We start from the raw sequence: 23,559 nt of genomic DNA on the forward strand, positions 1-23,559 counted from the left end.
TCAATGCGTCGCAAGAGCAGTCAGTCCCTGCAGGCGTCCGACTGTCACCCGCAAGGCGTTGATAAATTGTTCGATTTCGACTTCCGTGTTGCCCACACCAAGGCTTACCCGCACGGCTCCTCGAGCGATTTCAGGGGTTACCCCCATGGCGCGAAGTACATGCGATGCCTCAGGATTAGCACTTGAGCATGCCGCGCCACTAGCCACAGCAAATCCTTCGCGGTCCAGCTTGCCGACCAGTGTTTCGCCATCAATATTCGGAAAGGCAAAATAGCTGGTATTCGGCAAACGCATTACTTCAGTCGCGAATACCCTAGCCCCCAATACCACCAACCCGGCTTCGAGCTTTGCCTGCATAACCCGCATGCGACTCGATAGTTCGGCAACACTGGCCGCTGCAAGTTCCGCCGCAACACCAAATCCGACGATTGCTGGCACATTTTCGGTACCTGAGCGTAGGCCGCGCTCGTGGCCACCTCCTGCAATCAACGGTTGCAACTCGACTCGCTTGTCAACAATCAGCGCCGCCGCGCCCTTCGGCCCACCAGCCTTGTGCCCCGACAGAGTCATGCCATGAACGCCCGCTGAGTTAACCGCGCGAAAATCGATGGCCAGCTTGCCCAGCCCCTGCACAGCGTCGGTGTGAAACCACGCCCCGCTGGCCTTTGCGGCATTTGCCAGGGCGGCAATATCCTGCACGACACCCGTTTCATTATTGGCGAGCATGACTGAAATCAACTTCGGCTTGGCCAATAGCGCCTCAGCATAATCTTCGATTTTTAGACTTCCCGCACCGTCGACCGCAAGATGCCTGACCATCCACCCCTGCCCTGCCAATTGGGCCGCTGGCTTGAGAACGCAAGGATGCTCGATGGCACTAACCGCAACCAGTCCAGGCTTGAGGCTGGCTGCAGCCCCCTTCAAAAACAGGTTATTTGCTTCACTGCCCCCACTGGTAAAAATCACCTCTGTCGGGTGTGCGTTGACCGCCGAAGCTACTTTTTGTCGCGCTTCGTCTATGGCTTGCCGTGCCCGCCGACCGTATTCGTGACGGCTCGACGCGTTGCCAAACTGGCTTTCAAGCCATGGCAACATCGCCGCCAACACCGCCGGATGGAGTGGCGTTGTGGCGTTGTGGTCGAGATAAACAGGCATGGGGATTGTCCTGCGCTCAGGCAACCGCCGGCAATTTGTCGCGCCCGGCACGACCACGCGGCAACGGACCAAGTCGACGCTTGTCTTCGAGCACGAGGGCACCGGGAGTCCGCTTTGCCTTTTCTCGCTCGACGAGATCAGCCAGAGTTACAGAGGCAAGGTAGTCAAACATTCTGGCGTTGAGCGTCGACCACAAATCATGCGTCATGCAACGGTGTTCATCGTGACAATTCTCCCGACCGCCACACTGGGTGGCATCGAGCTGTTCGTCTACAGCACGAATAATGTCAGCAACTGCAACCTGATCAAACGGACGAGCTATACAGTAGCCACCACCGGGACCTCGCACGCTATCGACCAGCTTATGGCGACGCAGTTTGCCAAACAACTGCTCAAGATAGGACAGCGATATCTGCTGCCGCTCGCTAATGCTGGCCAAGGCGACCGGCCCGTCCTCGCCACGCATAGCAAGATCCATCATGGCCGTGACGGCAAAACGTCCTTTGGTTGTCAAACGCATTCCGAACCTCTGTTAATAACCTAGTGTTGTAGTCAACTATATCCAATCCAGACAAAATTAGTCAACTATTTTACTCAGGTATTTCGGATCAAATGCATCAGACTGATCGACGTCTTGATCGCACTTGACGCCCTGAGCATCCAGCTCCTTGACCAATGAAGCCAACCGCCGATCAGTTTCAGCTGCATGATCCAGTAACGCGTGGATCGCCTTGGCCAGCGGATCATCCTGATCGCGACCCACGGCATAGGCCGAAAAGCCCAGCTTTTCAGCTTGTGCCTCACGCTGACGAGTTTGTTCGTTGTTATTCAGTATCCGTGCCGGATTGCCAACAGCGGTCGCACCGGCTGGCACTGGCTTGGTTACAACGGCATTGGAACCAACCTTGGCACCAGCACCGATGGTTATCGGCCCGAGCACCTTGGCGCCAGCACCTATGACCACGCCGTTTTCCAATGTCGGGTGACGCTTACCCTTGTTCCATGAGGTGCCACCGAGGGTAACTCCATGATAAAGCGTCACGTCGTCACCGATCACGGCGGTTTCGCCAACCACGACCCCCATGCCATGATCGATAAAGAAACGGCGCCCGATAGTTGCCCCCGGATGAATTTCGATTCCGGTCAACATTCGCGACAAATGGGCCGTGAAGCGACCAAGCCAGCGAAGACGGTGCCCCCATAGCCAGTGCGCAAGGCGATGCATGATCAGGGCATGAATACCGGGATAGCAGGTAAGAACCTCCCAGGATGAGCGGGCGGCCGGATCGCGGTCAAAAACCGCACGGATGTCCTCACGCAGATACCGGAACATGAAACCTGATCTCCCTGTTGAATGGAGGGCGATTTTAGAATACTCGACTGAATTTGTCAGCTATTTTCCCGCCAGTTGTAACATCGCAAAAGTTTATAATCCGACACCTATCGCAAATAGCTAGCCCTCCATGCTCAACCGCCTCGCATCGTTACTTGCCGCCATCATTTTTCTTGCTGGTTGCGCAACGCCACCACCGATTGCGACCAGCAATGAGCGGGGCGATTTCAGCCACACTCAAAAATACCTTTCATGGCTGGTCGACCGTGAAATGGCACAAAATGAAATTACCGGGCTCAGCATCGCACTAGTCGATGACCAGAAAGTAATTTGGCAGCAGGGCTTCGGTTACGCCGACCTGGAAAACAAAATATTGGCTACGCCGGAAACCGTTTATCGGGCCGGCTCAATCGCCAAGGTCTTTACAGCAGCCGCAGCCATGCAACTGGCCGAACAGGGCAAACTTGATATTGACAAGCCACTGTCCGCTTCCCTGCCCGAGTTCTCAATCCGAAGCCGCTTTCCCAATGCCGATCCAGTGACACCACGCAATATCATGTGTCATCACTCCGGATTACCATCGAATTTTCTGCAAGGCCTATACGTCAGGGAACCAGACCGTTTCGAGACGGTGGTCGCCAACATCAAGGACGAATACCAGGCCTTCCCGCCAAACTACGTTTTTTCCTATTCCAATCTTGGAATGGCATTGCTCGGTGCAGCCATTCAAAAGGTTAGCGGAGAACCCTTTGAAAGCTACATGGATCGCAATTTTTTCCAGCCATTAGGCATGATGCAGAGTAGCTTTACGCCACGCCCAATCGCGAAGGCCTACGATCGCAACAAGGAAATCGAAGTATTTTCACTACGCGACATGCCTGCGGCCAACCTGCTAAGCAACGTTTTGGACCTCAGCCAATTCATCAAGATGCAGTTCGGCGATGGCATGTCCGGCCAGCACCACATACTCTCGACAAAATCAGCCAAAGAAATGGTGCGAATCCAGAACAAGAGTTTTCCGATGACATTCGGGCAATACGTCGGCCTAGGCTGGATGATGAGCGGAATCGATGTGCCAGGGGGTGGCTCCGTCGCTAGCCACGGCGGTTCGCTACCAGACTCTCACAGCATGATGGCCATACTGCCTGAGCACAAACTGGGTGTCGTTGTCCTATCAAACTCATCCTCATCTCATGTAGCCGTCTCGAAAATTGCAACCGAAGCCCTGCGCCTCATGCTTGAAGCCAAGACAGGTATTCGACAAGATCCAACGCCTCCGGCACAAGTTGCAGAACGTGCGCCGACTCCTGACGAATTGCGCGAATTCGACGGAAATTTCGACACCATGGTTGGCTTGGCCAGAATCAGCACAAAAAATGGCCAAATCGACGTCGAAGCTGCCGGCCATCAGTTCCGATTGGTGCCACATGAAGATGGACTACTGACAATCAAGTACCGGTTATTCGGAATGATGGCCGTCCGTGTCGGCGCTTTTGAGGATATTCATCTATCAATGGCCAAAGTCGACGGACGGCAAATCATCGTTGGCCGAATCGGTACGGAATCGCTAATTTTTGGCGAAAAGCTGAAGCCAACGAAAATCCCTGATCGATTCTGGAACAATCTCGGCCACTATGAGATCGTTGGAAAGATAGATGGCCCCACACCAGACAGGCTTCTGCTCAAGGAAGATAATGGGCTGCTAGTCGGTGAAGCGCACTTCCCGGAAGTACCCGATCTCCTTTTGCAGATAGCCTTCCGTGCAGTCTCCGACAATGAAGTAGTAACAGCGGGCTTGGGTACAGGTCGCGGTGATACGCTCCGACTGATTGGCGCCGGAGACGACGCCATACTGGGCTTTTCCGGAATTCAACTACGCAAGAAACTGAATTAGAAATGAACGATCTGCACCATGAATTAAAAGCATTCATCATCGAAACGATGAATCTGGAAGACACTACGCCAACCGACATCGGCGACGACGCCCCGCTCTTTGCCGATGACGGCCTTGGTCTGGATTCAATCGATGCACTCGAACTCGTCCTGGCATTGAAAAAAACCTATGGGGTTTTGCTTGAGGCCAATGATGAGCAAACACGGAAGCATTTGCGATCCGTCTCAACGCTCGCTACCCTTCTTAGATCGCATCACGCCAACGCCAACCGAGACAGATAAAACATTTTTCTCGCCCCCACTGTTGTGTACGGGCATCCAAAAAAAAACGGCACCCCAAGGTACCGTTTTTTTGTCAGTCCGAAAAAGTCTAGCTTTTGCGCGACTTCCGCATACGGATCAATCCAAGAATACCTACACCCATCAGCGCCAAGGAGCCCGGCTCAGGAACCTTACCCGTCGTCGGTGGATTGCAACCAGTAGATCCAGACACGCAACCAGTAACCGAGGCAAGCTTCACGTAGTCATTTCCAACATCAAGTCCGCTTGTCGCCCCACCGGCCAACGGATTGTACGCACCGACTAACCAATAAGAGGAAAAGACGTTTGCTGCATTGATGGTTTTTGTAACGGTGCCGATGTCTGCATAATTACCAATCAAGCTCCAGCCAGCACTGAGAAGATCACCATATTTTTGCCCTACCAGGGCTGTCGGCGCACCCGTTCCCGTGTAAGCCATTACGGTCACATCGGAATCAGTCTGGCTCCAACCCAGCTTCATTTGCGTCAACTTAACCGATGAAGAGAAGGACAGCAGAGCCATATCATAGCGTTGGTTGTTGTCGATGGAGTGCTCAGGGGATGTCCCTTCGACCGTGTCGCAATAAGAACCGCTAGAGCATGCATCGGCGTTGCCAATCCCCCCCCAAGTATTTACCCAATTCGCAGCCTGAATGGTTTGGGTTGCAGCGTTATTTGCCGAAGATGCAACAGTATCTGAACCACCTGTATTCGAGAGCGCGGAAACTGTCACACCACCACTGATCGTTCCATAGCTTGACCCTAGCGTCCATGTCGTCGCAGCCGACACTTGTCCAGCCAATGCCATCGCCAATACACCGCACACTACTTTGAGTTGGTTTTTCATATTTTTCCCCGAAATCAATTCTTGCGTAAACACAAAGCAAGAACCAAACCACAACAAATTAATCAACATTTTCAATTAGTTACAGAATTGACCCAACCCCAGCTGCGATGACGGTGTAAAAAAACCCGACACACATTCTAATTTCTCACAACCCCAAGTCGTTCTTCAACTGCGTAGCCATTGCACTGCTCGATACGCCGCCCGGTCCAATGAGTGCAGCACTTAGCTCCTCACGAGCCTCATCTTTTCGACCATTTTTTGCCAAGGCATAAGCCAGATGGAGACGGATTTCGCTATTTTCCGGGCTGCGCAAGCGAGCTTCCCGCAGATAGCGCAGTCCGGCCTCGAACTGACCTTTGCTAACCAGTATCCAGCCTAGTGTGTCGCCATAAGCAGGATGGGTCGGTGAAAGTTTGAGTGCGCGCTCGGCAACACCCTGTGCGGCCGGGTCATTCATCTGGTGCAGCAAATTGGCGTAGTTGTTGAGAGATACAGCATCTTCCGGAGCATTAGCAACCACTCGCTTGTAGGCCTGCTTTGCGGCAGCTAGCTGACCGGCACGAAATTGACTTTCCGCCAGAGCTTTAAGAGCCATCTGATCATCTGGATGACTTTTGACCCACGTCTCAAGAAAGATTACCGCTTTGCTGGGTTCTCCTGCCACCATGTGCGCTTGGACAAGCGCCAGGGCATTGCCGATACTTTCCTCTCGAGAAAGAAGCTTGCGATAGCCGATTATGGCCGCTGCGTATTGACCGCGAGACATCGCCAAATCTGCGCCAACTCGGGCCGTCTCTATGGCCGCCGGATGCTTGGCGTTGAGCGCTTTGAGAGCAGAGTCAGTCTTGACTGCATCGCCACGCAGGGCCTCAACCTGAACCGCCAAGGCAAGTGCCGCGACATCATCTGGGCTGCCCTGCAGAGCCTTGTAGACACTGTAGGCTGCGCCATCAGGGTTGGATGCAGCAATTTGCATTCTCGCAATTGCAACCTGAGACCTCGGATCGAATTCGGCCAGACGTGTAGCTCCGCTCAATGTCGTTCTGGCAGCAGTGGCATTGCCATTTACCAAATGAGTTCGTGCCAAAGCGAGTTGAACTTTCAAATTCGTGGAGAATTTACCAGCCAACTCCTTTGCCGCCGCCGAAGCTTGCTCACCTTGACGTTGATTTAACAAAAGGTCTATCAGCGCGAGCGTCGGATTTGGGTCGGTGCGCTGCACATTGCCTGCCTTGGTCAAATGGCGAATCGCGTCGTCGGGACGGCCAGCCCGTTGCTCGAGCAAACCATATTCAAACAGTACCTGATGATCGTTGCCATCTTTTTTCAACAAACCATCAAGACGGCGACGTGCTTCGTCGAAGCGTTTCTCCCCAATATCGAGGCGAGCCAAATTCAGAACAGAGGGAGGAAAGGTTGAGTCCTTGGCAAGAACCAGAGTGTATGCGGCACGCGCACCCGCCTTGTCGCCATTTGCCCCCTTAAGCGTACCCAAAAAATTTACCGCAGTGAGATTGGCCGGGTCGTGCTTGACCATGGACTCCGCAACCTTCATCGCCTTATCGGTCTTGCCTTGTCGCATATGGAGCATTGCCAGCGCCATCCCTGTCCGTGTATCGGTTGGATTGGCCGCGAACGCTTTTTCCAGACTCAACTGACCTTGCGTAGTTTGCCCAAGTCCAAGCTGACTGAACCCTAACGAGCGATTCATTTCAGGCGACCCCGTCCGTTCAGCTGCTTTCTCGAGCAATGTGGTTGCCTGAGCATAACGCCGCTGGGACAAATTAATCGATCCAAGCATGAACATTACCTGCGGATCGTCCGGCAATGCTCGTTGCAGCGATTCGAGCAATGCCTGGGCGCGTCCGAAGTCTTTGGTGTCAACGTATATTGAGGCGAGAAGCTTCTTTGCACCCAGATTATTCGGACTGCGCGAGACAATCACATCAAGATACTCGCGGGACTTTTGATGATTGCCAAGTCCGTAGTGAGCCAAGGCAGCCGCCATCAATAATTGCTCGCGACGAGCCAGCCAAGCTGGAGGGAGAGCATCGATGGTCCGAGCAACTTCCGTTAACGCTTCAGTTGTCGCCTTAGCATCGCCTTGCTGACTAGCCAGCACCGACCTTAAGTACGCTGCACGTGGCTCATCTTCCGCCACTGTTTTCAGGTAGTCGAGATCCTTGCGGGCATCTGATTCGCGTTTGAGGTCAAGGAGCAGTGCTGCACGAGCAACACGGGCATCGACATGCTTTGGGTTCAGCACCAAGGCTTTATCATACGCAGCCATGGCACCCGCAGCGTCGAACGCAGCATGCAAAACGGATGCTTTCATGTTCCATGCTAAAGCGTTATTAGGTGCCAGTTCGACAGCTTTATTTGCGCTTTCACGAGCCTGATCGGCTTTTCCGGCCGCCAACAACATTGGAACTTGGGCGATCAGCGGAGAGGGCGATTTCGGGTCGATTGCCCGTGCGTTTTCGAAGCTCTGGACCGCCAGACTGTTCTTGCCAGCCTCCATGTAGGCGTTCCCACGCATGGTGAGAACTTCAACCTGCAACGCTGGCGAAAGGCCCGAAGCTGGAATCTTGTCTATCACAGCCTCAGGACGCCCAAGTGCAAGATAGACCTGGCCGAGCGGCAGCGCCACTTCGCCGCGATTGACGCCCTGCTTGAGCGCCTCCTCAAATGCCGCTTCAGCACCTTTCAGATCGCCGTTTCTCAGCAAGGCCTTGCCGAGCAGGAGATGGGCGGCAAGCATTTTTGGGTCTTGCTGCAGTGCGTTCTTCAGCTGAATTACTGCCGCCGGCATCTCGTTTTTTTCGTATCTTTTCAGGGCATCTTCATAATAGCTTGATGCCTTTTCCGGCGTTGCCTGCACATTCGCCGACACCCCCATACCCATGGCAAGAACAACTGTGAGACTGATTGCGAGTTCAATACGTTGCAGCACAGGGAACTGGTCAAATTGCTGGAGAAAATGTGGTTGGAGACTCATTATGGTCCGAATGCTGGGGTAGATGAATTGGTGAAAGTGGAATAAGACATCCGCAATACACCGATTCCAATACTACATATCAGCAGCAAGCAGCCGATGTGCATTTTTTCACAAACCCCAGTCGATTTCCGAAGGATTCATGATGTTTGGGCAGCCCTCTCCGGCTCTATCGGACCTCGATGCTGACCGTTTTTCCTGACTTGCCACCGGCTTTGCGAATCAGGTCGGCGATGTCGGTATTGTTGAATCGCGCTGCAATATCGAGGGCTGTCTCCCCGCTATCAAGTGTGCGGCCAAGATCAACCTTGTTGGCAATAAGCAGTTGGACAATCTCGACATGCCCACCGCGCGATGCTGCAATCAGCGGGGTGGTTCCGTTCTCGGACGCCAAGTTTATGTCTGCGCCGGACTTGATCAGTAGCTTTACAATTTCAAGATGGCCACTAAATGCGGCATAGGCCAGCGGCGTCCAGCCTTGCATGTTGACCGTCGCACCTGCTGCCAAAAGCAACTCTACAACTTTCTGATGTCCGCGAAAGGCTGCCAGACGTAATGCGGTGTCACCTGCGGCATTGCGGGCGTTAAGTTTGACGCGTTTCTTGATCAGAAAGTCGACCGTGTCCGCATGCCCATCGCGGGCCGCAAGCATCAGTAACGTGTTGCCATCAATATCAGTTGTATCGAGGGATGCACCCTTGGCAGCAAGCTGCGCGATTTCTTTGACATCGCCCATCTTGGCCGAGGTAATCAGATCATCGTAGGTGGCCGCACCGACAATTACAGGGAAAGCCAGGGCTATTGCTACGGTCAACCGGAATTTTTGGCTAATTTTCATATCCGTTTTGCGCCTTTGAACAACGAAAAGAAATTATCGGTTGTCGCTTGGTGGACTTCATCAATGCTAACCGAACGCAGCTTGGCGATTTCCTCGGCCACATAGCGCACGTAGGCCGGCTCATTGGGTTTGCCGCGATATGGGACAGGCGCCAGATAGGGCGAATCGGTTTCAACAAGAAGGCGGTCGAGCGGGCACTTCTGCGCCACCTCCTTGACGATGGCGGCGTTCTTGAAGGTAACGATTCCGGAAAATGAGAGATAGAAGCCAAGATCAAGCGCCAGTCGGGCGATATCCCAGTTTTCGGTAAAGCAGTGCATGACACCGCCGACCGCATCGGCGCCCTCTTCCTTCAGCACGCGCAAGGTATCGGCCGCGGAATCCCGGGTGTGCACCACCAGCGGTTTGCCGCAACGCTTGGCTGCCCGAATATGAGTCCGGAAACGGTCGCGCTGCCACTCAGGCTGATCCTTCTGCCAGTAGTAATCGAGCCCTGTTTCGCCGATTGCAATCACTTTCGGGTGCGCGGCAAGCGTTAGAAGACGCTCTTCATCGGGCTCTTCTACATCGGTATATTCGGGGTGCACGCCGACTGTGGCATAAAGCAGCTCATGCTGCTCGGCCAGCGCAAGCACCTGCGGAAAATTTTCCAGATTGACACCGATGCAGACAGCCAGGCCAACCTGATTCTCCTGCATGCGCAGCAGCACATCCGGCATGCGATTGGCCAGATCAGGAAAATCCAGGTGACAGTGAGAATCGACCAGCATGCCGGTCAATTAGAGCGTATGCGTGGGGCGGGCCGACTGCATGACGCCGCCAAGCAGGCCTTCGATCTTGCGCCGGGCTTCCTGGCCACTTTCATCATTGTTGAAATGTACGCCAATTCCCTGTGCCCGGCCGTTCTGGGCCCCGGCCGGGGTGATCCAGACGACGGTGCCGGCGATTGGCAGTTTGGCCGGATCATCCATCAGCGACAACAGCATGAAGACCTCATCGCCGATGGTGTAACTGCGTGTCGTCGGAATGAAGATGCCACCGCTGCGGAGGTGCGGCATGAACGCGGCGTAAAGCGCGGATTTGGAATTGATATTGAGCGAGAGAACGCTGGGGCGCTGCGGAGCGGGTTTTGCTTCACTCATCTTTGATCAATTGGCAAACAGGGCTCGATAGTCCAGTAAAAGGCTTTCCAGGAAGAGGCGCGCATTGAGTGGCTGCTCTGCCTCCTGGCGACGTGTAATCAGAGCCCGATATGACTGAATCAGGCGTGCAGGGGGAATCATATCAGCCAAGCCTGAAATAATGGCTTGTTGCGGCAGAAAATATCGGACAGGCAGGCCATTCCTGGCGAGGGTCAGATCGACCATCCATTTCTGCAAAGCTTCGGTAACGTGTTTCAACGCCACTTTGCCTTTGCTGTCCTTGACGGCTTTTTCGAGTTCGGCTGCGGTTGCCAATGGGTCACCCTTGCGGCCTGCGCCCAGTCGTGTTGTCAGCAACTCAAGCCACGCCCCTTGTCCGGATGCTGCAAACTCCAGTGCCAACCCGGGCGAACCACCCGCCAAAGCCAGCCAGCGTTCGGCTTGGGCGACACCATCGTCAACCAAAACCTTCTCCGCGACCTTCATCGAAGGTACCGGCACAGGCACGACCTGACAGCGGCTGCGTATGGTTGGCAACAAACGCATTGGCTCGCTTGAAACCATTAAAAACAAAGTATCTGGAGCAGGTTCTTCAAGTGTTTTGAGAAGTGAATTTGCGGTACTGCGGTTCATTGCCTCGGTTGGATTGACCAGAATGATCCGCAATCCACCGCGGTGGGTACCGATATTGAAGAATTCATCAAGCCCACGCACCTGATCGATGGTGATCTGCTGACTGGGCTTTTTCTTGCCGTCCTCGACCTCGGCTTCTTCGCCGAGCGCATCCGGCTGCAACAAGCGAAAATCGGGATGATTGCCCTGCTCGAACCAGTTGCAGGCCAGGCATTTGCCGCAAGCCAAGCCGTCGATTGATGGCGATTCGCAGAGCAGACTGGCCGCGAAACGCCTCGCCAGCTCATATTTCCCCAAGCCTTTTTGGCCAACCAGCAACAGCGAATGCGGCAATTGCTTCCGCCTTGCCTGCAATCCTGCCCAGACCTTCGAGTGAAGATCAATAACGTTCATAAACAAATCGCTGCAATAATTTGTTCAAGTTGTTTGCGAATATTTTCAATGGTGTTATCAGCGTTAACCACACGCATTCGGCTCGGGCTGCCATGCGCTCTTTCCAGATAAGCTTGACGGACTCGCTCGTGGAAATCGACCCGTTCCTGTTCGAACTTGTCGAGCACCCGATTGGCCAGCACGATGCGCTCGCGGGCAATATCGAGGGGCAGATCAAACAATAGCGTCAGATCAGGTTGCAGGTGTTCATGCACCCAATGCTCCAGAATCAGAAACTTGGCACGATCCAACCCGCGGCCACCGCCTTGATAGGCGTAGGTAGCATCGCTGAAGCGGTCGCAGATTACCCACTCCCCCCGGGCCAGCGCCGGTTCTATCAATTTGGCCAAATGCTCACGGCGGGCGGCAAACATCAGAAGCGTTTCAGTCTCCAGATGCATGGGCTCGTTGAGCAGCAATTCCCTCAATTTTTCACCCAGCTCCGTACCGCCCGGTTCGCGTGTCACTTGAACAACGATACCGCGTGCTCGCAGCAATTCGGCCAGCCACTCGACGTGACTGCTCTTTCCTGCGCCATCTATGCCTTCGAAAGTGATGAATTTACCTTTCACTTCCCACCCCTCTGATATTTATTGACTGCGTTGTTGTGTTCATCCAGCGTCGGCGAAAACTGGCTGCTGCCGTCGCCACGAGCAACAAAATAAAGAACGTCGCTTTGAGCCGGATTGAGCGCTGCGCGCAAGGAAGCCTGCCCGGGCATGGAGATCGGCGTCGGCGGCAAGCCGGGCCGGGTGTAGGTATTGTACGGGGTGTCGGTAAGCAGATCGCGCTTTCGCAGATTTCCGTCGAAGCTCTCGCCCAGACCATAGATTACGGTCGGATCGGTCTGCAGCAACATGCCCTTGCGCAAGCGATTGACAAACACCGCAGCGACCAGATTCCGGTCGGCTTCGCGTCCGGTTTCCTTTTCCACAATCGACGCCATGACCAACGCCTCAGCCGGCGTTTTGTAGGGTAGCCCGGTGGCGCGCCGGGTCCATTCAGTATCCAGTTTGCGCAGCATGGCTCGATTGGCCCGAGCCAGCAGCTCCAGATCGCTCGATTGCTTGTCGAAAAGGTAGGTATCCGGAAATAACTGACCTTCCAGACTCCTGACATTGAGCCCGAGCAGGGTGATGATCTGCGCTTCGCTCAATTCACGGGTCTCATGACTCAGATCGGGATGGCTGTCCATCCGCCCGCGCCACTGGCGGAATGTCCAGCCTTCAACCAGGGTCAGTTCGCCCTGCGTCACCTTGCCTTTGAGCAACTTGTTGAGCAGCTGTATCGGGGTAACCCCCGTTTTGACCGCATAGCTCCCCGCCTTGATGGATGTATCGGCCCGATTGATACGGGCCAGCATGGCGAGCAAGGTTGGCTCGACAGCGATGCCAGCCTCGCGCATCTGGGTGATGGCTGAACGCAGGCTGCTGCCTGCCGTCACCCGGAAATCGAGTGGCGAGCTGCTCAATTGCAGGGGCTGATTTGCCCACCACCACATGCCGGCTGCCGCGGTTGCCAACAGCACAAAAATCGGAAGGGAAATCTTGAGTAGGAAGCGCACGGGAACTCGAAGGGAGCAAGCAGGTCTTGCCCGTGTGGAACGAGCACGTTATAACGAGCGATATAATATCCGAAACCCCCTCAGGAGCCCTCATGAATCCCCACTGGCGCAGCTTTCTGGAATCGACCGAAGGTGTCTTCGATAACGATTCGACCGAGCTTCTCAATTTCGGCGATGGCGCCGGCGAATTGCTTGCCGCAACGCAGCAGACCGTCGTCGTTCCGCTCACCCACCTTGGACTTATCGAAGCCATGGGTGACGAGGCCAAGGCCTTCCTGCACAGCCAGTTCACCAGCGACATCAACCATCTGGCCGATGGTCAGGCCCAGCATGCCGGTTGGTGCACCGCCAAAGGCCGGATGCAGGCGAGTTTCGTCGTCTGGCGCCAAGGCGAGCGCTATCTCCTTGCTCTGGCTGCCGACCTCCAGGAAGCAACGCAAAAGCGCCTGCAAATGTTCGTCTTGCGGGCAAAAGTAAAACTGGCCGCGCAGACCGACAGTACCGTCATGCTCGGCCTCTCCGGCCCGCAAGCCGAAGAGGCGCTGGCCGATGCCGGACTGCCCTGCCCGGCTGAAGCAATGGTGGCGACGGCCACCGCCGGCGGTGTAACCGTCATTCGCCTCGATGCCAAACGTTTCATGATCGTGGCGCCGGAATCGGCGATGGCTGTGCTGTGGCAAAAACTCACCGTCAAAGCTCGCCCGGCAGGCCTCCCCGCTTGGCGCTGGCTCGATATTCAGGCCGCTTTCCCGCTCGTCACCCTGGCCACCAAGGAGGAGTTCGTGCCTCAAATGGCCGATTTCGAAAAGATTGGCGGCGTCAGTTTCCACAAGGGCTGTTATCCGGGTCAGGAAATCGTCGCCCGCACCCAGTACCTCGGCAAGGTCAAACGCCATTTGCATCGCGTAACCAGCGCGCAGGAACTCAAGGCCGGCGACGTTCTGTATTCGCCCGACAACCCGGATCAGTCCTGTGGCACGGTGATGACCGTCGCCCCGTCGCCGGCCGGCGGTTACGAAGCCCTGGCGGTCATCCAGAGCAATTTTGCCGGCAATGTCCGTCTGGGTTCGCTGGAAGGCCCTTCCGTCCAGGCTGCCGCGGTCAACCCGTAAAAACGGCCAAAAATGAAATGTGTCTGATCGTCGTCGGCTGGCGGGTGCATCGGGATTACCCACTGGTCGTCGCGGCCAATCGTGACGAGTTCTACGCCCGCCCGACAGCGCCATTGGGACGCTGGCCCGATGCGCCAGAAGTTATCGGCGGGCTCGATCTCGAAGCCGGTGGCACCTGGCTGGGCATCAGCGAGTCCGGGCGCTTCGCCGCGGTCACCAACGTACGCGAGCCCGGCATGGCCAAAGGCGCGCAATCCCGCGGCGCCCTGACACGGGGCTTCCTGACGGCCAGATCATCGGCCGAGGAATACGCCGCAGGGATCAATGGCAACCAATACTCCGGCTTCAACCTGTTGCTGAGCGACGGCGACGAACTGGTCTACTGCTCGAATCGCGATGGCAATCCACGCTCACTGGCGCCGGGTGTTTATGGCTTATCGAATCACCTGCTCGACAGCCCATGGCCGAAACTGCTGGCTGCCCGCCAGCGATTTGCCGACGCATTGCCCTGCCTGCCCGATGAGTCAGCATTTTTTGAGTTGCTGGCCGACCAGGCCATCGTCGTCGATGAGAACCTGCCCAGCACCGGTGTTCCCATCGAATGGGAACGCCTGCTATCAGCCATTTTCGTCAAATCGGAAAGTTACGGCACGCGTGCCTCAACGCTGGTCTGGCAAGACGCTGACGGCAAGATCACGGTTCACGAAAACAGTTTCGGCCCGAACGGGCAGCCGCTTCAGTCTTCAGTGATCTCGACTTCCGAATAGCAAGGCACGAGGTCAAACAATTCGACGATATCGGCGTTGCGCATGCGCACACAGCCGTGCGAGCCGGGCAAACCCATTTCCGCAGAGTCCGGGCTGCCGTGAATGTAGATATAGCGGCGCATGGTATCGACGCAACCCAACCGATTACAGCCGGCCTCGCTTCCAGACAACCAGAGAATGCGCGTCAGGATCCAGTCGCGACCGGGGAATTCCTCGCCCAGAGCGGGTGACCAGAGTTCGCCGGTCGGGCGACGGCGAACGAAGACGGTGTTTTCCGGCTGACCGGCACCGATTTTGGCGCGAATAATGTGTCGCCCACGCGGCGTCTGATAGCTGCCGGAAACTTCGCCAACCCCGGCCTTGGCCGTCGAAACCGGGTACTCGCGCAGAATCTCGCCCTGATCGTCGAAGACGGTCATCGCCTGGCGTGCCACTGAAATATGCAGTTTCATGATGACTTCTTGCGCCGACCAGCAAAAAAAGCCGACAACATGGCGCTGCATTCATCGGCCAGCACGCCACCTTCGACAGTCGCATGATGATTCAACCGCTCGACCCCGAACAGATCGACGACGCTGCCATGCACGCCGGTCTTGGCGTCACGTGCACCGTAGATGACGCGGCTGATCCGCGCATGCATGATGGCGCCGGCACACATGGCGCACGGTTCCAGCGTGACGAACAGTTCGCACCCCGGCAGGCGGTAGTTGCCGAGCACCCGCGCGGCGTCGCGCAAGGCAGCGATTTCAGCATGGGCCGTTGGGTCGCTCTCGCCAATCGGCGAATTGAAACCACGGCCGACAATGGCGCCATTGAGGACCACGACAGCGCCAACCGGCACCTCGCCAAGGCACTCGGCAGCGCGCGCCAGCGACATCGCCTCACGCATGAAAAACTCGTCACTGAGACCGAGTGTTGCTTCGTCGCTCATGCCAGCTCGCCAGCAAAAACAGGATCATTCATAAAACGGTGGCCAGGAAAATCGGGTTCGGAAGGGCGGCAAGTATAGCGCTAGCGGACTGGCTCACCCTAGTTGCCCAGCAGCAACAGACGGATGTCGGCAGTGATGTCATCAACGCTGCTCGTATCCTTGACATAGAGCCGCAGGCGACCGGCCGGATCGAAGACATAGGCGCCCGTCGAATGGTCGATGACATAGCCCAGTTCGCCTTCGACCGGTTTGCGCGCTGCGAAGACGCGGAACTCCTCGGTGGCCGCCTTGATTTGCGCTGCATCACCGCGCAGGCCAAGAAATGTCGGGTTGAACCAGGGCACGAAATCCTTCAGACGCTCAGCACTGTCCCGCTCCGGATCGACCGTGACGAACAGCACTTGGACCCGCTCCGCATCGCCGCCAAGCGCCTTCATCACGTCGGCCAGCTTGGCCAGCATGGTCGGACAAATATCCGGGCAGGCGGTGTAGCCAAAGAACACCACCGTTGCCTTGCCCTGAAAGTCGGTCAGGGATCGTTGCCGACCGTGGTGGTCGACCAGCGTCAACTGACGCCCGAAAGTTGCGCCGGTCAGATCGGTATTTCGAAATGTCGCAGGTGGCCGCTTGCAGGAGAGCAAGGCAGCCATGGACAGCGCGAGAAAGAGGCGGCGATTCATCATGACAATTTTTTCTGAACTATTTCAGGAACATTGATTCTCAGGCTAGAGGTCGGTTCTCACAAGGGGAGGGAACAGAATGGCGAGTTGTACGCTTGAGACTCAGGCTGCGCAAAGCGCAGACGCAAATCTTGCTGCCCGGCTGCTACGCAGCCTTTTCCCTCCTTCCGCCCTGCTCTTGCCGGCTTTAGCCAGCGCTGAGTACAAGTTTAATTTCCCCGAGCCGGTCACGCCCATCGCCCGGGAAACGCTGCACATCCACAACGAGTTCATGCTGATCATCACCATTCTGTTCGTGGTGGTGTTCGCCATCATGATCTACTCGATGATCAAGCACCGGAAGAGCAGCGGCCACGCACCGGCCAAGTTCACCGGGCCGACTGGCGCCCTGCAATGGTTCTGGGCATTGATCCCGTTCGCCATCCTGCTTTTCATCGACTTCGTGCTGATGGGCATCCCGGCGGTGCAGGCCATCATCAACATGGAAGATACCCAGACCAAGGCCGACATGGTGCTCAAGGTCACCGGCATGCAGTGGAAGTGGCAGTACGAGTACCCGGAATCCGGCGTCAAATTCATCAGCACTTTGGCCACACCGCGCGACCAGATCAGCAATGCCGAGGCCAAGGGCGAGCATTACCTGCTCGAAGTCGACAAACCGGTTGTGTTACCAGTCGGCAAGAAGGTGCGCATCCTGCTCACGTCGACCGACGTCATCCATACTTGGTGGGTTCCGCAATTCGGCGTCAAGCGCGATGCCATTCCCGGCTTCCTGCGCGAAACCTGGGTGCTGATCGAAAAGCCCGGCATCTATCGCGGCCAGTGCGCCGAACTGTGCGGCAAGGATCACGGCTTCATGCCGGTGGTCGTCCATGCCGTACCGGAACCCGAGTATCTCGCTTGGGTGGAAGCCCAAAAAGCCGAAGCCAAGGTGGCGGCCGGTGGGGCCGACCGGACCTGGAGCAAGGACGAACTGGTCGCCGAAGGCAAAGCGGTCTATGAAAAGGTTTGCGCCGCCTGCCACCAGCCGGATGGCAAGGGTTTGCCCCCAGCCTTCCCGGCGCTGGCCGGCAGCAAGATCGTCAGCGGGCCGTTGCTCGACATGAACGGCAAGGTGATCAAGGACAGCCATGTTGACCGGGTGCTGCACGGCAAGGCCGGCACAGCCATGCAGGCCTTCAGCGCCAGCCTGTCCGATGTCGAGCTGGCAGCAGTCATCACCTACGAACGCAACAGTTTCGGCAACCAGACGGGCGACATGATCCAGCCAGCCCAGATCAAGTCACTGCGCTAGGAGACAGCGATGAGCACAGCCACCCACGCCGCCGAGCACCCGGCAGAACATTACCCCGGCGGCCTGATGCGCTGGCTGACGACGACGAATCACAAGGACATCGGCACGATGTACCTGACTTTCTCGCTGATCATGTTCTTCGTCGGCGGCCTGATGATCCTCGCTGTCCGGGCCGAACTATTCCAGCCCGGCCTGCAGCTCATGAAGCCTGAGTTCTTCAACCAGCTCATCGGCGTGCATGCGCTGGTGATGATCTTTGCGGCGCTGATGCCGGCCGCCACCGGCTTCGCCAACTGGATGCTGCCGCTGATGATCGGCGCGCCCGACATGGCGCTACCCCGTCTCAACAATTGGGGTTTCTGGCTGCTGCCACCGGCCGCCATCCTGCTCACCCTGCCCTTCACGCTGGCCCTGTTCGGCATCGGCGACGGCGCCATCGCCACCGGCTGGACCTTCTACGCGCCGCTGTCGGTGCAGGGTGGCATGGGCGTCGATTTCGCCATCCTCGCCGTGCACATCCTCGGCATCTCGTCGATCATGGGTTCGATCAACATCATCGTCACCATCTTCAACATGCGGGCACCGGGCATGACCATGATGAAGCTGCCGCTCTTCGCCTGGGGCTGGCTGATCACCGCCTTCCTGCTCATCGCCACGCTGCCGGTATTGGCCGGCGCGGTGACCATGCTGCTCACCGACCGCCATTTCGGCACGCATTTTTTCGATGCCGCTGGTGGCGGCGACCCCATTCTCTTCCAGCACCTGTTCTGGTTCTTCGGCCACCCCGAGGTGTACATCCTGCTGCTGCCGGTCTGGGGCCTGATGCCACACGTGCTGTCCACCTTCTCGCGCAAGCCAACCTACGGCTACAAGGCGCAGGTGTACAGTTTCATCGCCATCGGCCTGCTCTCGGTCGTGGTCTGGGCCCACCACTTCTTTACGGCCGGTATGCCGGTACCGGCACTGGTGTATTTCATGTTCAGCACCATGGCCATTTCGCTGCCGCTGGCCGTCCTGTTCTTCTGCTGGATCGCCACCATGTGGAAGGGTGCGATGACTTTCGAGACGCCGATGCTGTTTGCCGTCGGCTTCATCGTGCTGTTCGGCATCGCAGGGCTGACCGGGCTGATTCTGGCCGACGTCGCGGCCGATGCCCAGTACCACCACAGCTATTTCGTCGTCGCCCACTTCCATTACGCGCTGTTCGCCGGCGGCATCATGGGCGTGATGACCGGGGTCTATTACTGGCTGCCGAAATGGACCGGCCACATGTACAGCGAAAAGCTCGGCAAGCTGCATTTCTGGTTGACCGTCTTTTCTTTCAATCTGACCTTCCTGCCACAGTTCTTCCTCGGTCTGGCCGGCATGCCGCGACGCATTCCCGACTATGCGCTGCAGTTTGCCGAATTCAATGCCATCTCGACCATTGGTGCCTTTGTCCTCGGCATCAGCCAGTTGCTCTTTGCCTGGAATATCTGGTGTTGTGTGCGCGGCGGCCCGAAGGTCGACGGCCAGGTCTGGGAAGGCGCCGAGGGGCTGGAATGGGAGCTTTCGTCGCCACCGCCCCACCATAGCTGGGAAATCCAGCCGGTGATCAAATGAACGAGGAGCACATGACCCCGGCCTTCACCGATGCCGAGCTCGCCCGCCGCCGCGCCGCATCGCGCCGCCTTGGCTGGTTACTCGGCACGGTCGTACTGGTCATTTACCTCATCGGCTTGTTCATCAAGCGTTAGCACCATGGAACAGGCCCAGCCCACCCCAGCCAGCCACAATCGCCTGATCGGCAAGCTGTTGCTGATGGTGGCCGGGGCCTTCGTTTTTGCCTTCGCGCTGGTGCCGCTTTACGACGTGCTCTGTGCGGCCACCGGCTTCAACGGCAAGACAGCCGGACCGGGAGTGATTCGCGACGGCTTCGGCGTCGGCGGCCTGCAAACCGCCGCTGCCCCGGCCTCGAAGGTAGATACCGGGCGGACTGTCCGCGTCGAATTCACCGGCACCGTGATGCCCGGCCTGCCCTGGGACATGCGGCCACTAACGATCAGCCTCGACATCCACCCCGGCGAACTACAGCAAGTCAGCTACCTCGTCCGCAACACATCGAACCGGCCGATCACTGGCCAAGCCGTGCCGAGCGTTACCCCCGGCCAGGCAGCGCAGCATTTCGAGAAGATCGAATGCTTCTGTTTTTCACAACAAACCCTGGGGCCGGGCGAGGCGCGCGAAATGCCGCTGGCTTTTATCGTCAAACCAGAGGTTGACCGCAACATCAGCCACATCACCCTGTCCTACGCCTTTTTCAGCATTGATGGACAACGCCAGACACTGACCCACCCCGGGGAGGCCCGATGAAAACCAGTCCAGCTCACGCCGTACACGCAGAACATTATTTCGTTCCGCAGCCCAGCCTGTACCCGGTCATTCTCTCGGCCGGCATGTTCCTGCTCGCCTTTGGCTTCATTCAGCTGATCAACAACTTCGGCCCCGGCAAATGGGTCATGCTCGGCGGCACAGCCGTCATCCTCTATGTACTGTTCGGCTGGTTCGGCAAGGTCATCGGCGAATCGCAGAGCGGCGCCTACCGCGACTGGGAAGACCGCTCATTCCGCTACGGCATGATCTGGTTCATCGCCACCGAGGTGATGTTCTTCGCCGCCTTCTTCGGCGCACTGTTCTACGTGCGGGTGATTTCGGTGCCGACCCTGGGCGGCATGGAGGGCGCCCATGGCTTCAGCCTGTGGCCGGAGTTCACCGGCACCTGGCCGACCAGCGGGCCGAAAGGCGCCGCCTTCACGCCTATGGGCGCATGGGGCATTCCGGCACTCAATACCGCCCTGCTGCTCAGTTCCGGGGCCACTGTCACTTGGGCGCACTGGGGGCTGTTGCGCAACAAGCGTAGCCACCTGGTGCTCGGTTTAGCCGCGACGGTCTTGCTCGGCAGCGTTTTCCTCGGCTTTCAGGCCTACGAATATCACCACGCCTATACCGAACTCGGCCTGACCATGGGGGCCGGCGCCTACGGGGCGACTTTCTTCATGCTGACCGGCTTTCACGGTTTCCACGTCACGCTCGGCACCATCATGCTGGCCGTCATCCTGCTGCGCAGCCTGAGCGGCCATTTCAGCGCCGAGCGCCATTTCGCCTTCGAAGCAGTCGCCTGGTACTGGCACTTCGTCGACGTGGTCTGGCTGATCCTCTTCGTCTTCGTTTACTGGGTGTAGCCGGGTATGAGACCAAACCTGAACCCGGCCAGCAGCACCATGAAGAGCGCGATGGACAGCCCGATGCGCAGGGTCAGCGCCCGCACCGTCCGCTCGCCGGCCCCTCGGTCGCGGTAGAGATAGAAGAGCCCGGAGAACAGGCTGCCGACTATGGCCAACAACAGCAAAACAACCAGCAGCTTGAGCATGGACGACGCCTCCACAGGGATTTCCGTAGCCCAGTATGCGCGCCGGCCGGGCGGCGCGGCAAGGGCCAGCCGCAAGCAGGCGGCGATCCTTGGCGGCCTGCTCCTCGCCTTCCTGTTGCCGGCCTTCATTTCGCTCGGCCTCTGGCAATGGCGCAAGTCCGAGACCAAAACCGCGCTACAGATCGAACTCGACACCCGCAGCCACGATGCCGCCATCGCCATGCCAACCACGCTCGCCGATGTTGATTCCCTGCGCCATCACCGGGTCATCCTGCGCGGTACCTACGACACGGCCCGCCAGGTGCTGATCGACAACCGCCTGCATCAGGAACAGGCCGGCTACCACGTCATCACGCCCCTGCAGTTGGCCGGATCGAACATGCATGTGCTGGTCAATCGCGGCTGGCTGGCCGCCCCGGCCGATCATCAGCAGCAACCGGTGGCCGAAGTACCGGCCGGTGAAATCGAACTGAGCGGCATTGCCGTACTGCCCACCCAGCGCTTTTTCAACCTGGCGCCGCAGCCGACCAGCGGCTGGGCACCGGTCTGGCAGAACCTCGACATCGAACGCTTCCGCTCGGCCGTGCCCTATCCCCTGCAAGGCCTGGTCATTCAGCTCGACCCAACGGCACCGGGCGGCTTTGTGCGCGAATGGCCGCGGCCGGATGAACGGGCCGACCGCCACCGCAGCTACGCCCTGCAATGGTTCGGTTTCGCCACCGCCAGCGTCGGCATCTGGGCCTATTTCCTGATCCGCCGGCCATGAACAGCATCGCAATCCGTCCGCTCCCCAACCAACGCCAGGGCCGGCTCATGCTGGCGCTGATCGTCGGCCTGCTCGCCTTGCCCTTCATCATCGGGGCCGGCCTTTACTTCGGCGGCTGGCATCCGTCCCGGATTGGGCACCACGGGCACCTCGTCAATCCTCCCCGACCACTGCCAGAGCAAATGCTACGGTCAACCGGAAAAAATGCCGAAAAATGGAAACTCGTGCTCCAGGTCCGCGGCCCCTGCGCCGCCGACTGCACGAGCCGTCTCGACGAAATGCGCCGCATCCACGTCGCCCTCTACAAAAACATGGGCCGCCTGAGCCGCGCCGTGCTGACCGACCAGCCGGACGACCCCGCCCTGCTCGCCCTGCACGCCAGCCAGCCCGACCTGATGGTGCTAACCGCCCCGTCCGGCGCATTGGCTGAAGTCACCGACCCAGTGTTGCTGGTCGATCCACAGGGCCTCGTGATCATGACTTACCCACCCGACGCCAGACCCCAGGGCATGCGCGCCGACCTCGACCGCCTGCTCAAATACGCTTGGACCGGCTAGGAGAACCGCCATGCACACCGCGACAGCCCCCACCCTGAGCCTCAGCCAACGCCTGGCCGCCTTCAGCCACCTGTGCAAACCCCGGGTCAACAGCCTGATCGTATTCACCGCGATGATCGGCATGTGCCTGGCGACGCCGGATTTCCCACCGCTGCTCCGCTTCACGGTCGCCTCGCTCGGCATCGCGCTGGTTTCCTTCGCCGCCGCCGCGCTGAACTGTCTGGTCGAACGCACCGTCGACGCCAAGATGGCCCGCACCAGCTGGCGCGCCACGGCCCGCGGCGACATCTCGCCGCTCGAAACGATCACGCTGGCCACCGCTCTCGGCGCCACCGGCCTGTGGCTTCTTCACACCTACATCAACGACCTGACCATGTGGCTGACGCTGGCCACCTTCGTCGGCTACACCGTCATCTACACCCTGATCCTCAAACCGGCGACGCCGATGAACATCGTCATCGGCGGTGCCTCTGGCGCCATGCCGCCACTGCTCGGGTGGACGGCGATGACCGGCCATGTCTCGGCCGAACCGCTGGTTCTTTTCCTCATCATCTTCCTGTGGACCCCGCCGCACTTCTGGGCGCTGGCCTGCTACCGGCGCGACGACTACGCCCGCTCCGGCCTGCCCATGCTGCCGGTCACCCACGGCATCGCCTTCACCTGCCAGCACATCCTCTGGTACACCGTGATGCTCGCCGCCGCCAGCCTGATCCCGGTCTCGCTCGGCATGAGCGGCACGTTCTACCTGATTGCCATCAGCCTGCTCGACCTCGTCTTCCTCGGCTACGCCATCGCCCTCTGCCGCAACTACAGCGACGCCCTGGCCCGCCGCGCCTTCCGCTACTCCATCCTCTACCTGACCCTGCTCTTTGCCGCTCTGTTCATCGACCGCCTGTTTTGATCTGCTTGTT

General features: G+C 58.0%; 27 protein-coding genes. 12 read left to right on the forward strand and 15 right to left on the reverse strand.

The annotated features are described in order from the left end of the window. Genes AC07TV_RS14850 through cysE form a run of 3 tightly spaced genes read right to left on the reverse strand, consistent with a single transcriptional unit; the run spans position 1 to position 2,488 of the window. On the reverse strand, positions 1-1,155 hold the full coding sequence (locus AC07TV_RS14850; RefSeq protein ID WP_494649144.1) for a cysteine desulfurase family protein: 1,155 nt from the start codon (positions 1,153-1,155) through the stop codon (positions 1-3). A 16-nt stretch (positions 1,156-1,171) separates the two neighbouring features. Beyond that, positions 1,172-1,675: a Fe-S cluster assembly transcriptional regulator IscR gene (gene iscR / locus AC07TV_RS14855; protein WP_494649145.1), complete on the reverse strand. Its 504-nt coding sequence runs from the start codon at positions 1,673-1,675 to the stop codon at positions 1,172-1,174. 57 nt (positions 1,676-1,732) lie between these two features. Further along, positions 1,733-2,488 carry a serine O-acetyltransferase gene (cysE, locus tag AC07TV_RS14860; protein ID WP_494649146.1) on the reverse strand — a complete coding sequence of 252 codons (756 nt, stop codon included), beginning with the start codon at positions 2,486-2,488 and terminating at the stop codon, positions 1,733-1,735. 130 nt (positions 2,489-2,618) lie between these two features. Here cysE and AC07TV_RS14865 point away from each other — a divergent pair, with 130 nt between their 5' ends. Continuing rightward, a complete protein-coding gene (locus AC07TV_RS14865) occupies positions 2,619-4,382 on the forward strand; it encodes a serine hydrolase domain-containing protein (RefSeq protein WP_494649147.1) in 1,764 nt (587 codons plus the stop codon). 2 nt (positions 4,383-4,384) lie between these two features. Continuing rightward, positions 4,385-4,663, forward strand: coding sequence for a phosphopantetheine-binding protein (locus AC07TV_RS14870; protein WP_494649148.1), 279 nt, complete (start codon positions 4,385-4,387; stop codon positions 4,661-4,663). Positions 4,664-4,751: 88 nt separating this feature from the next. Here the strand turns inward: AC07TV_RS14870 and xdp1 are convergent, their stop codons facing one another. From xdp1 to mltG, 8 genes are all read right to left on the reverse strand, one after another. Continuing rightward, positions 4,752-5,597, reverse strand: coding sequence for an exosortase-dependent surface protein XDP1 (gene xdp1 / locus AC07TV_RS14875; RefSeq protein WP_494649222.1), 846 nt, complete (start codon positions 5,595-5,597; stop codon positions 4,752-4,754). A gap of 76 nt (positions 5,598-5,673) precedes the next feature. After that, a complete protein-coding gene (gene prsT / locus AC07TV_RS14880; RefSeq protein ID WP_494649149.1) occupies positions 5,674-8,526 on the reverse strand; it encodes an XrtA/PEP-CTERM system TPR-repeat protein PrsT in 2,853 nt (950 codons plus the stop codon). Positions 8,527-8,692: 166 nt separating this feature from the next. Beyond that, on the reverse strand, positions 8,693-9,361 hold the full coding sequence (locus AC07TV_RS14885; protein ID WP_494649150.1) for an ankyrin repeat domain-containing protein: 669 nt from the start codon (positions 9,359-9,361) through the stop codon (positions 8,693-8,695). Beyond that, a complete protein-coding gene (locus AC07TV_RS14890; protein WP_494649151.1) occupies positions 9,358-10,131 on the reverse strand; it encodes a TatD family hydrolase in 774 nt (257 codons plus the stop codon). Before AC07TV_RS14890 ends, AC07TV_RS14885 begins: the two co-directional genes overlap by 4 nt. 9 nt (positions 10,132-10,140) lie before the next feature. Then, positions 10,141-10,503: a PilZ domain-containing protein gene (locus AC07TV_RS14895; protein ID WP_226405441.1), complete on the reverse strand. Its 363-nt coding sequence runs from the start codon at positions 10,501-10,503 to the stop codon at positions 10,141-10,143. Positions 10,504-10,509: 6 nt separating this feature from the next. After that, positions 10,510-11,529 carry a DNA polymerase III subunit delta' gene (gene holB / locus AC07TV_RS14900; protein WP_494649152.1) on the reverse strand — a complete coding sequence of 340 codons (1,020 nt, stop codon included), beginning with the start codon at positions 11,527-11,529 and terminating at the stop codon, positions 10,510-10,512. Further along, positions 11,526-12,140, reverse strand: coding sequence for a dTMP kinase (tmk, locus tag AC07TV_RS14905; protein ID WP_494649153.1), 615 nt, complete (start codon positions 12,138-12,140; stop codon positions 11,526-11,528). The genes holB and tmk overlap by 4 nt, the downstream gene beginning before the upstream one ends. Further along, the gene (gene mltG, locus AC07TV_RS14910) at positions 12,137-13,132 is read right to left on the reverse strand and encodes an endolytic transglycosylase MltG (RefSeq protein WP_494649154.1); all 996 of its coding nucleotides are present in this window, start codon (positions 13,130-13,132) and stop codon (positions 12,137-12,139) included. Before mltG ends, tmk begins: the two co-directional genes overlap by 4 nt. A 92-nt stretch (positions 13,133-13,224) precedes the next feature. Between mltG and ygfZ the strand changes: the two genes are divergently transcribed. After that, positions 13,225-14,244, forward strand: coding sequence for a CAF17-like 4Fe-4S cluster assembly/insertion protein YgfZ (gene ygfZ / locus AC07TV_RS14915; protein WP_494649155.1), 1,020 nt, complete (start codon positions 13,225-13,227; stop codon positions 14,242-14,244). A gap of 17 nt (positions 14,245-14,261) precedes the next feature. Continuing rightward, positions 14,262-15,011: an NRDE family protein gene (locus AC07TV_RS14920; protein WP_494649156.1), complete on the forward strand. Its 750-nt coding sequence runs from the start codon at positions 14,262-14,264 to the stop codon at positions 15,009-15,011. Here AC07TV_RS14920 and AC07TV_RS14925 read toward each other — a convergent pair. The 3 genes from AC07TV_RS14925 to AC07TV_RS14935 form a co-directional block, all read right to left on the reverse strand. Next, complete coding sequence (locus AC07TV_RS14925; protein ID WP_494649157.1) at positions 14,981-15,463, reverse strand: L,D-transpeptidase family protein; 483 nt, start codon at positions 15,461-15,463, stop codon at positions 14,981-14,983. The two genes, AC07TV_RS14920 and AC07TV_RS14925, sit on opposite strands and share 31 nt — an antisense overlap. Next, positions 15,460-15,942 carry a tRNA adenosine(34) deaminase TadA gene (gene tadA / locus AC07TV_RS14930; protein WP_494649158.1) on the reverse strand — a complete coding sequence of 161 codons (483 nt, stop codon included), beginning with the start codon at positions 15,940-15,942 and terminating at the stop codon, positions 15,460-15,462. Before tadA ends, AC07TV_RS14925 begins: the two co-directional genes overlap by 4 nt. Positions 15,943-16,040: 98 nt before the next feature. Beyond that, positions 16,041-16,625, reverse strand: a complete 585-nt coding sequence (locus AC07TV_RS14935) for an SCO family protein (RefSeq protein WP_494649159.1) — start codon at positions 16,623-16,625, stop codon at positions 16,041-16,043. 76 nt (positions 16,626-16,701) lie between these two features. Here AC07TV_RS14935 and coxB point away from each other — a divergent pair, with 76 nt between their 5' ends. Genes coxB through AC07TV_RS14960 form a run of 5 tightly spaced genes read left to right on the forward strand, consistent with a single transcriptional unit; the run spans position 16,702 to position 21,137 of the window. Beyond that, positions 16,702-17,916, forward strand: coding sequence for a cytochrome c oxidase subunit II (gene coxB / locus AC07TV_RS14940; protein ID WP_494649160.1), 1,215 nt, complete (start codon positions 16,702-16,704; stop codon positions 17,914-17,916). A gap of 9 nt (positions 17,917-17,925) precedes the next feature. After that, entirely contained in the window at positions 17,926-19,518 is a 1,593-nt protein-coding gene (gene ctaD / locus AC07TV_RS14945) for a cytochrome c oxidase subunit I (RefSeq protein WP_494649161.1), read from the forward strand. Next, positions 19,515-19,652 (forward strand): hypothetical protein, encoded by a 138-nt coding sequence (locus tag AC07TV_RS14950; protein ID WP_494649162.1) that lies wholly within the window; start codon positions 19,515-19,517, stop codon positions 19,650-19,652. Before ctaD ends, AC07TV_RS14950 begins: the two co-directional genes overlap by 4 nt. 4 nt (positions 19,653-19,656) lie before the next feature. Beyond that, positions 19,657-20,268, forward strand: a complete 612-nt coding sequence (locus AC07TV_RS14955; RefSeq protein WP_494649163.1) for a cytochrome c oxidase assembly protein — start codon at positions 19,657-19,659, stop codon at positions 20,266-20,268. Continuing rightward, positions 20,265-21,137, forward strand: a complete 873-nt coding sequence (locus AC07TV_RS14960) for a cytochrome c oxidase subunit 3 (RefSeq protein WP_494649164.1) — start codon at positions 20,265-20,267, stop codon at positions 21,135-21,137. The genes AC07TV_RS14955 and AC07TV_RS14960 overlap by 4 nt, the downstream gene beginning before the upstream one ends. On the opposite strand, the gene AC07TV_RS14965 is transcribed toward AC07TV_RS14960, so the two are convergent. Beyond that, a complete protein-coding gene (locus tag AC07TV_RS14965) occupies positions 21,125-21,325 on the reverse strand; it encodes a twin transmembrane helix small protein (RefSeq protein ID WP_494649165.1) in 201 nt (66 codons plus the stop codon). The two genes, AC07TV_RS14960 and AC07TV_RS14965, sit on opposite strands and share 13 nt — an antisense overlap. Between AC07TV_RS14965 and AC07TV_RS14970 the strand changes: the two genes are divergently transcribed. The 3 genes from AC07TV_RS14970 to cyoE are packed head-to-tail and all read left to right on the forward strand — an operon-like array spanning position 21,324 to position 23,549. Continuing rightward, entirely contained in the window at positions 21,324-22,091 is a 768-nt protein-coding gene (locus AC07TV_RS14970) for an SURF1 family protein (RefSeq protein ID WP_494649166.1), read from the forward strand. The genes AC07TV_RS14965 and AC07TV_RS14970 overlap by 2 nt on opposite strands. Then, complete coding sequence (locus tag AC07TV_RS14975) at positions 22,088-22,648, forward strand: redox-active disulfide-containing membrane protein (protein ID WP_494649167.1); 561 nt, start codon at positions 22,088-22,090, stop codon at positions 22,646-22,648. Before AC07TV_RS14970 ends, AC07TV_RS14975 begins: the two co-directional genes overlap by 4 nt. A gap of 10 nt (positions 22,649-22,658) precedes the next feature. Continuing rightward, on the forward strand, positions 22,659-23,549 hold the full coding sequence (cyoE, locus tag AC07TV_RS14980) for a heme o synthase (protein ID WP_494649168.1): 891 nt from the start codon (positions 22,659-22,661) through the stop codon (positions 23,547-23,549). Positions 23,550-23,559: the final 10 nt, after the last annotated feature.

The organism is Azonexus sp. GW821-FHT04F04 (genome assembly GCF_059420025.1).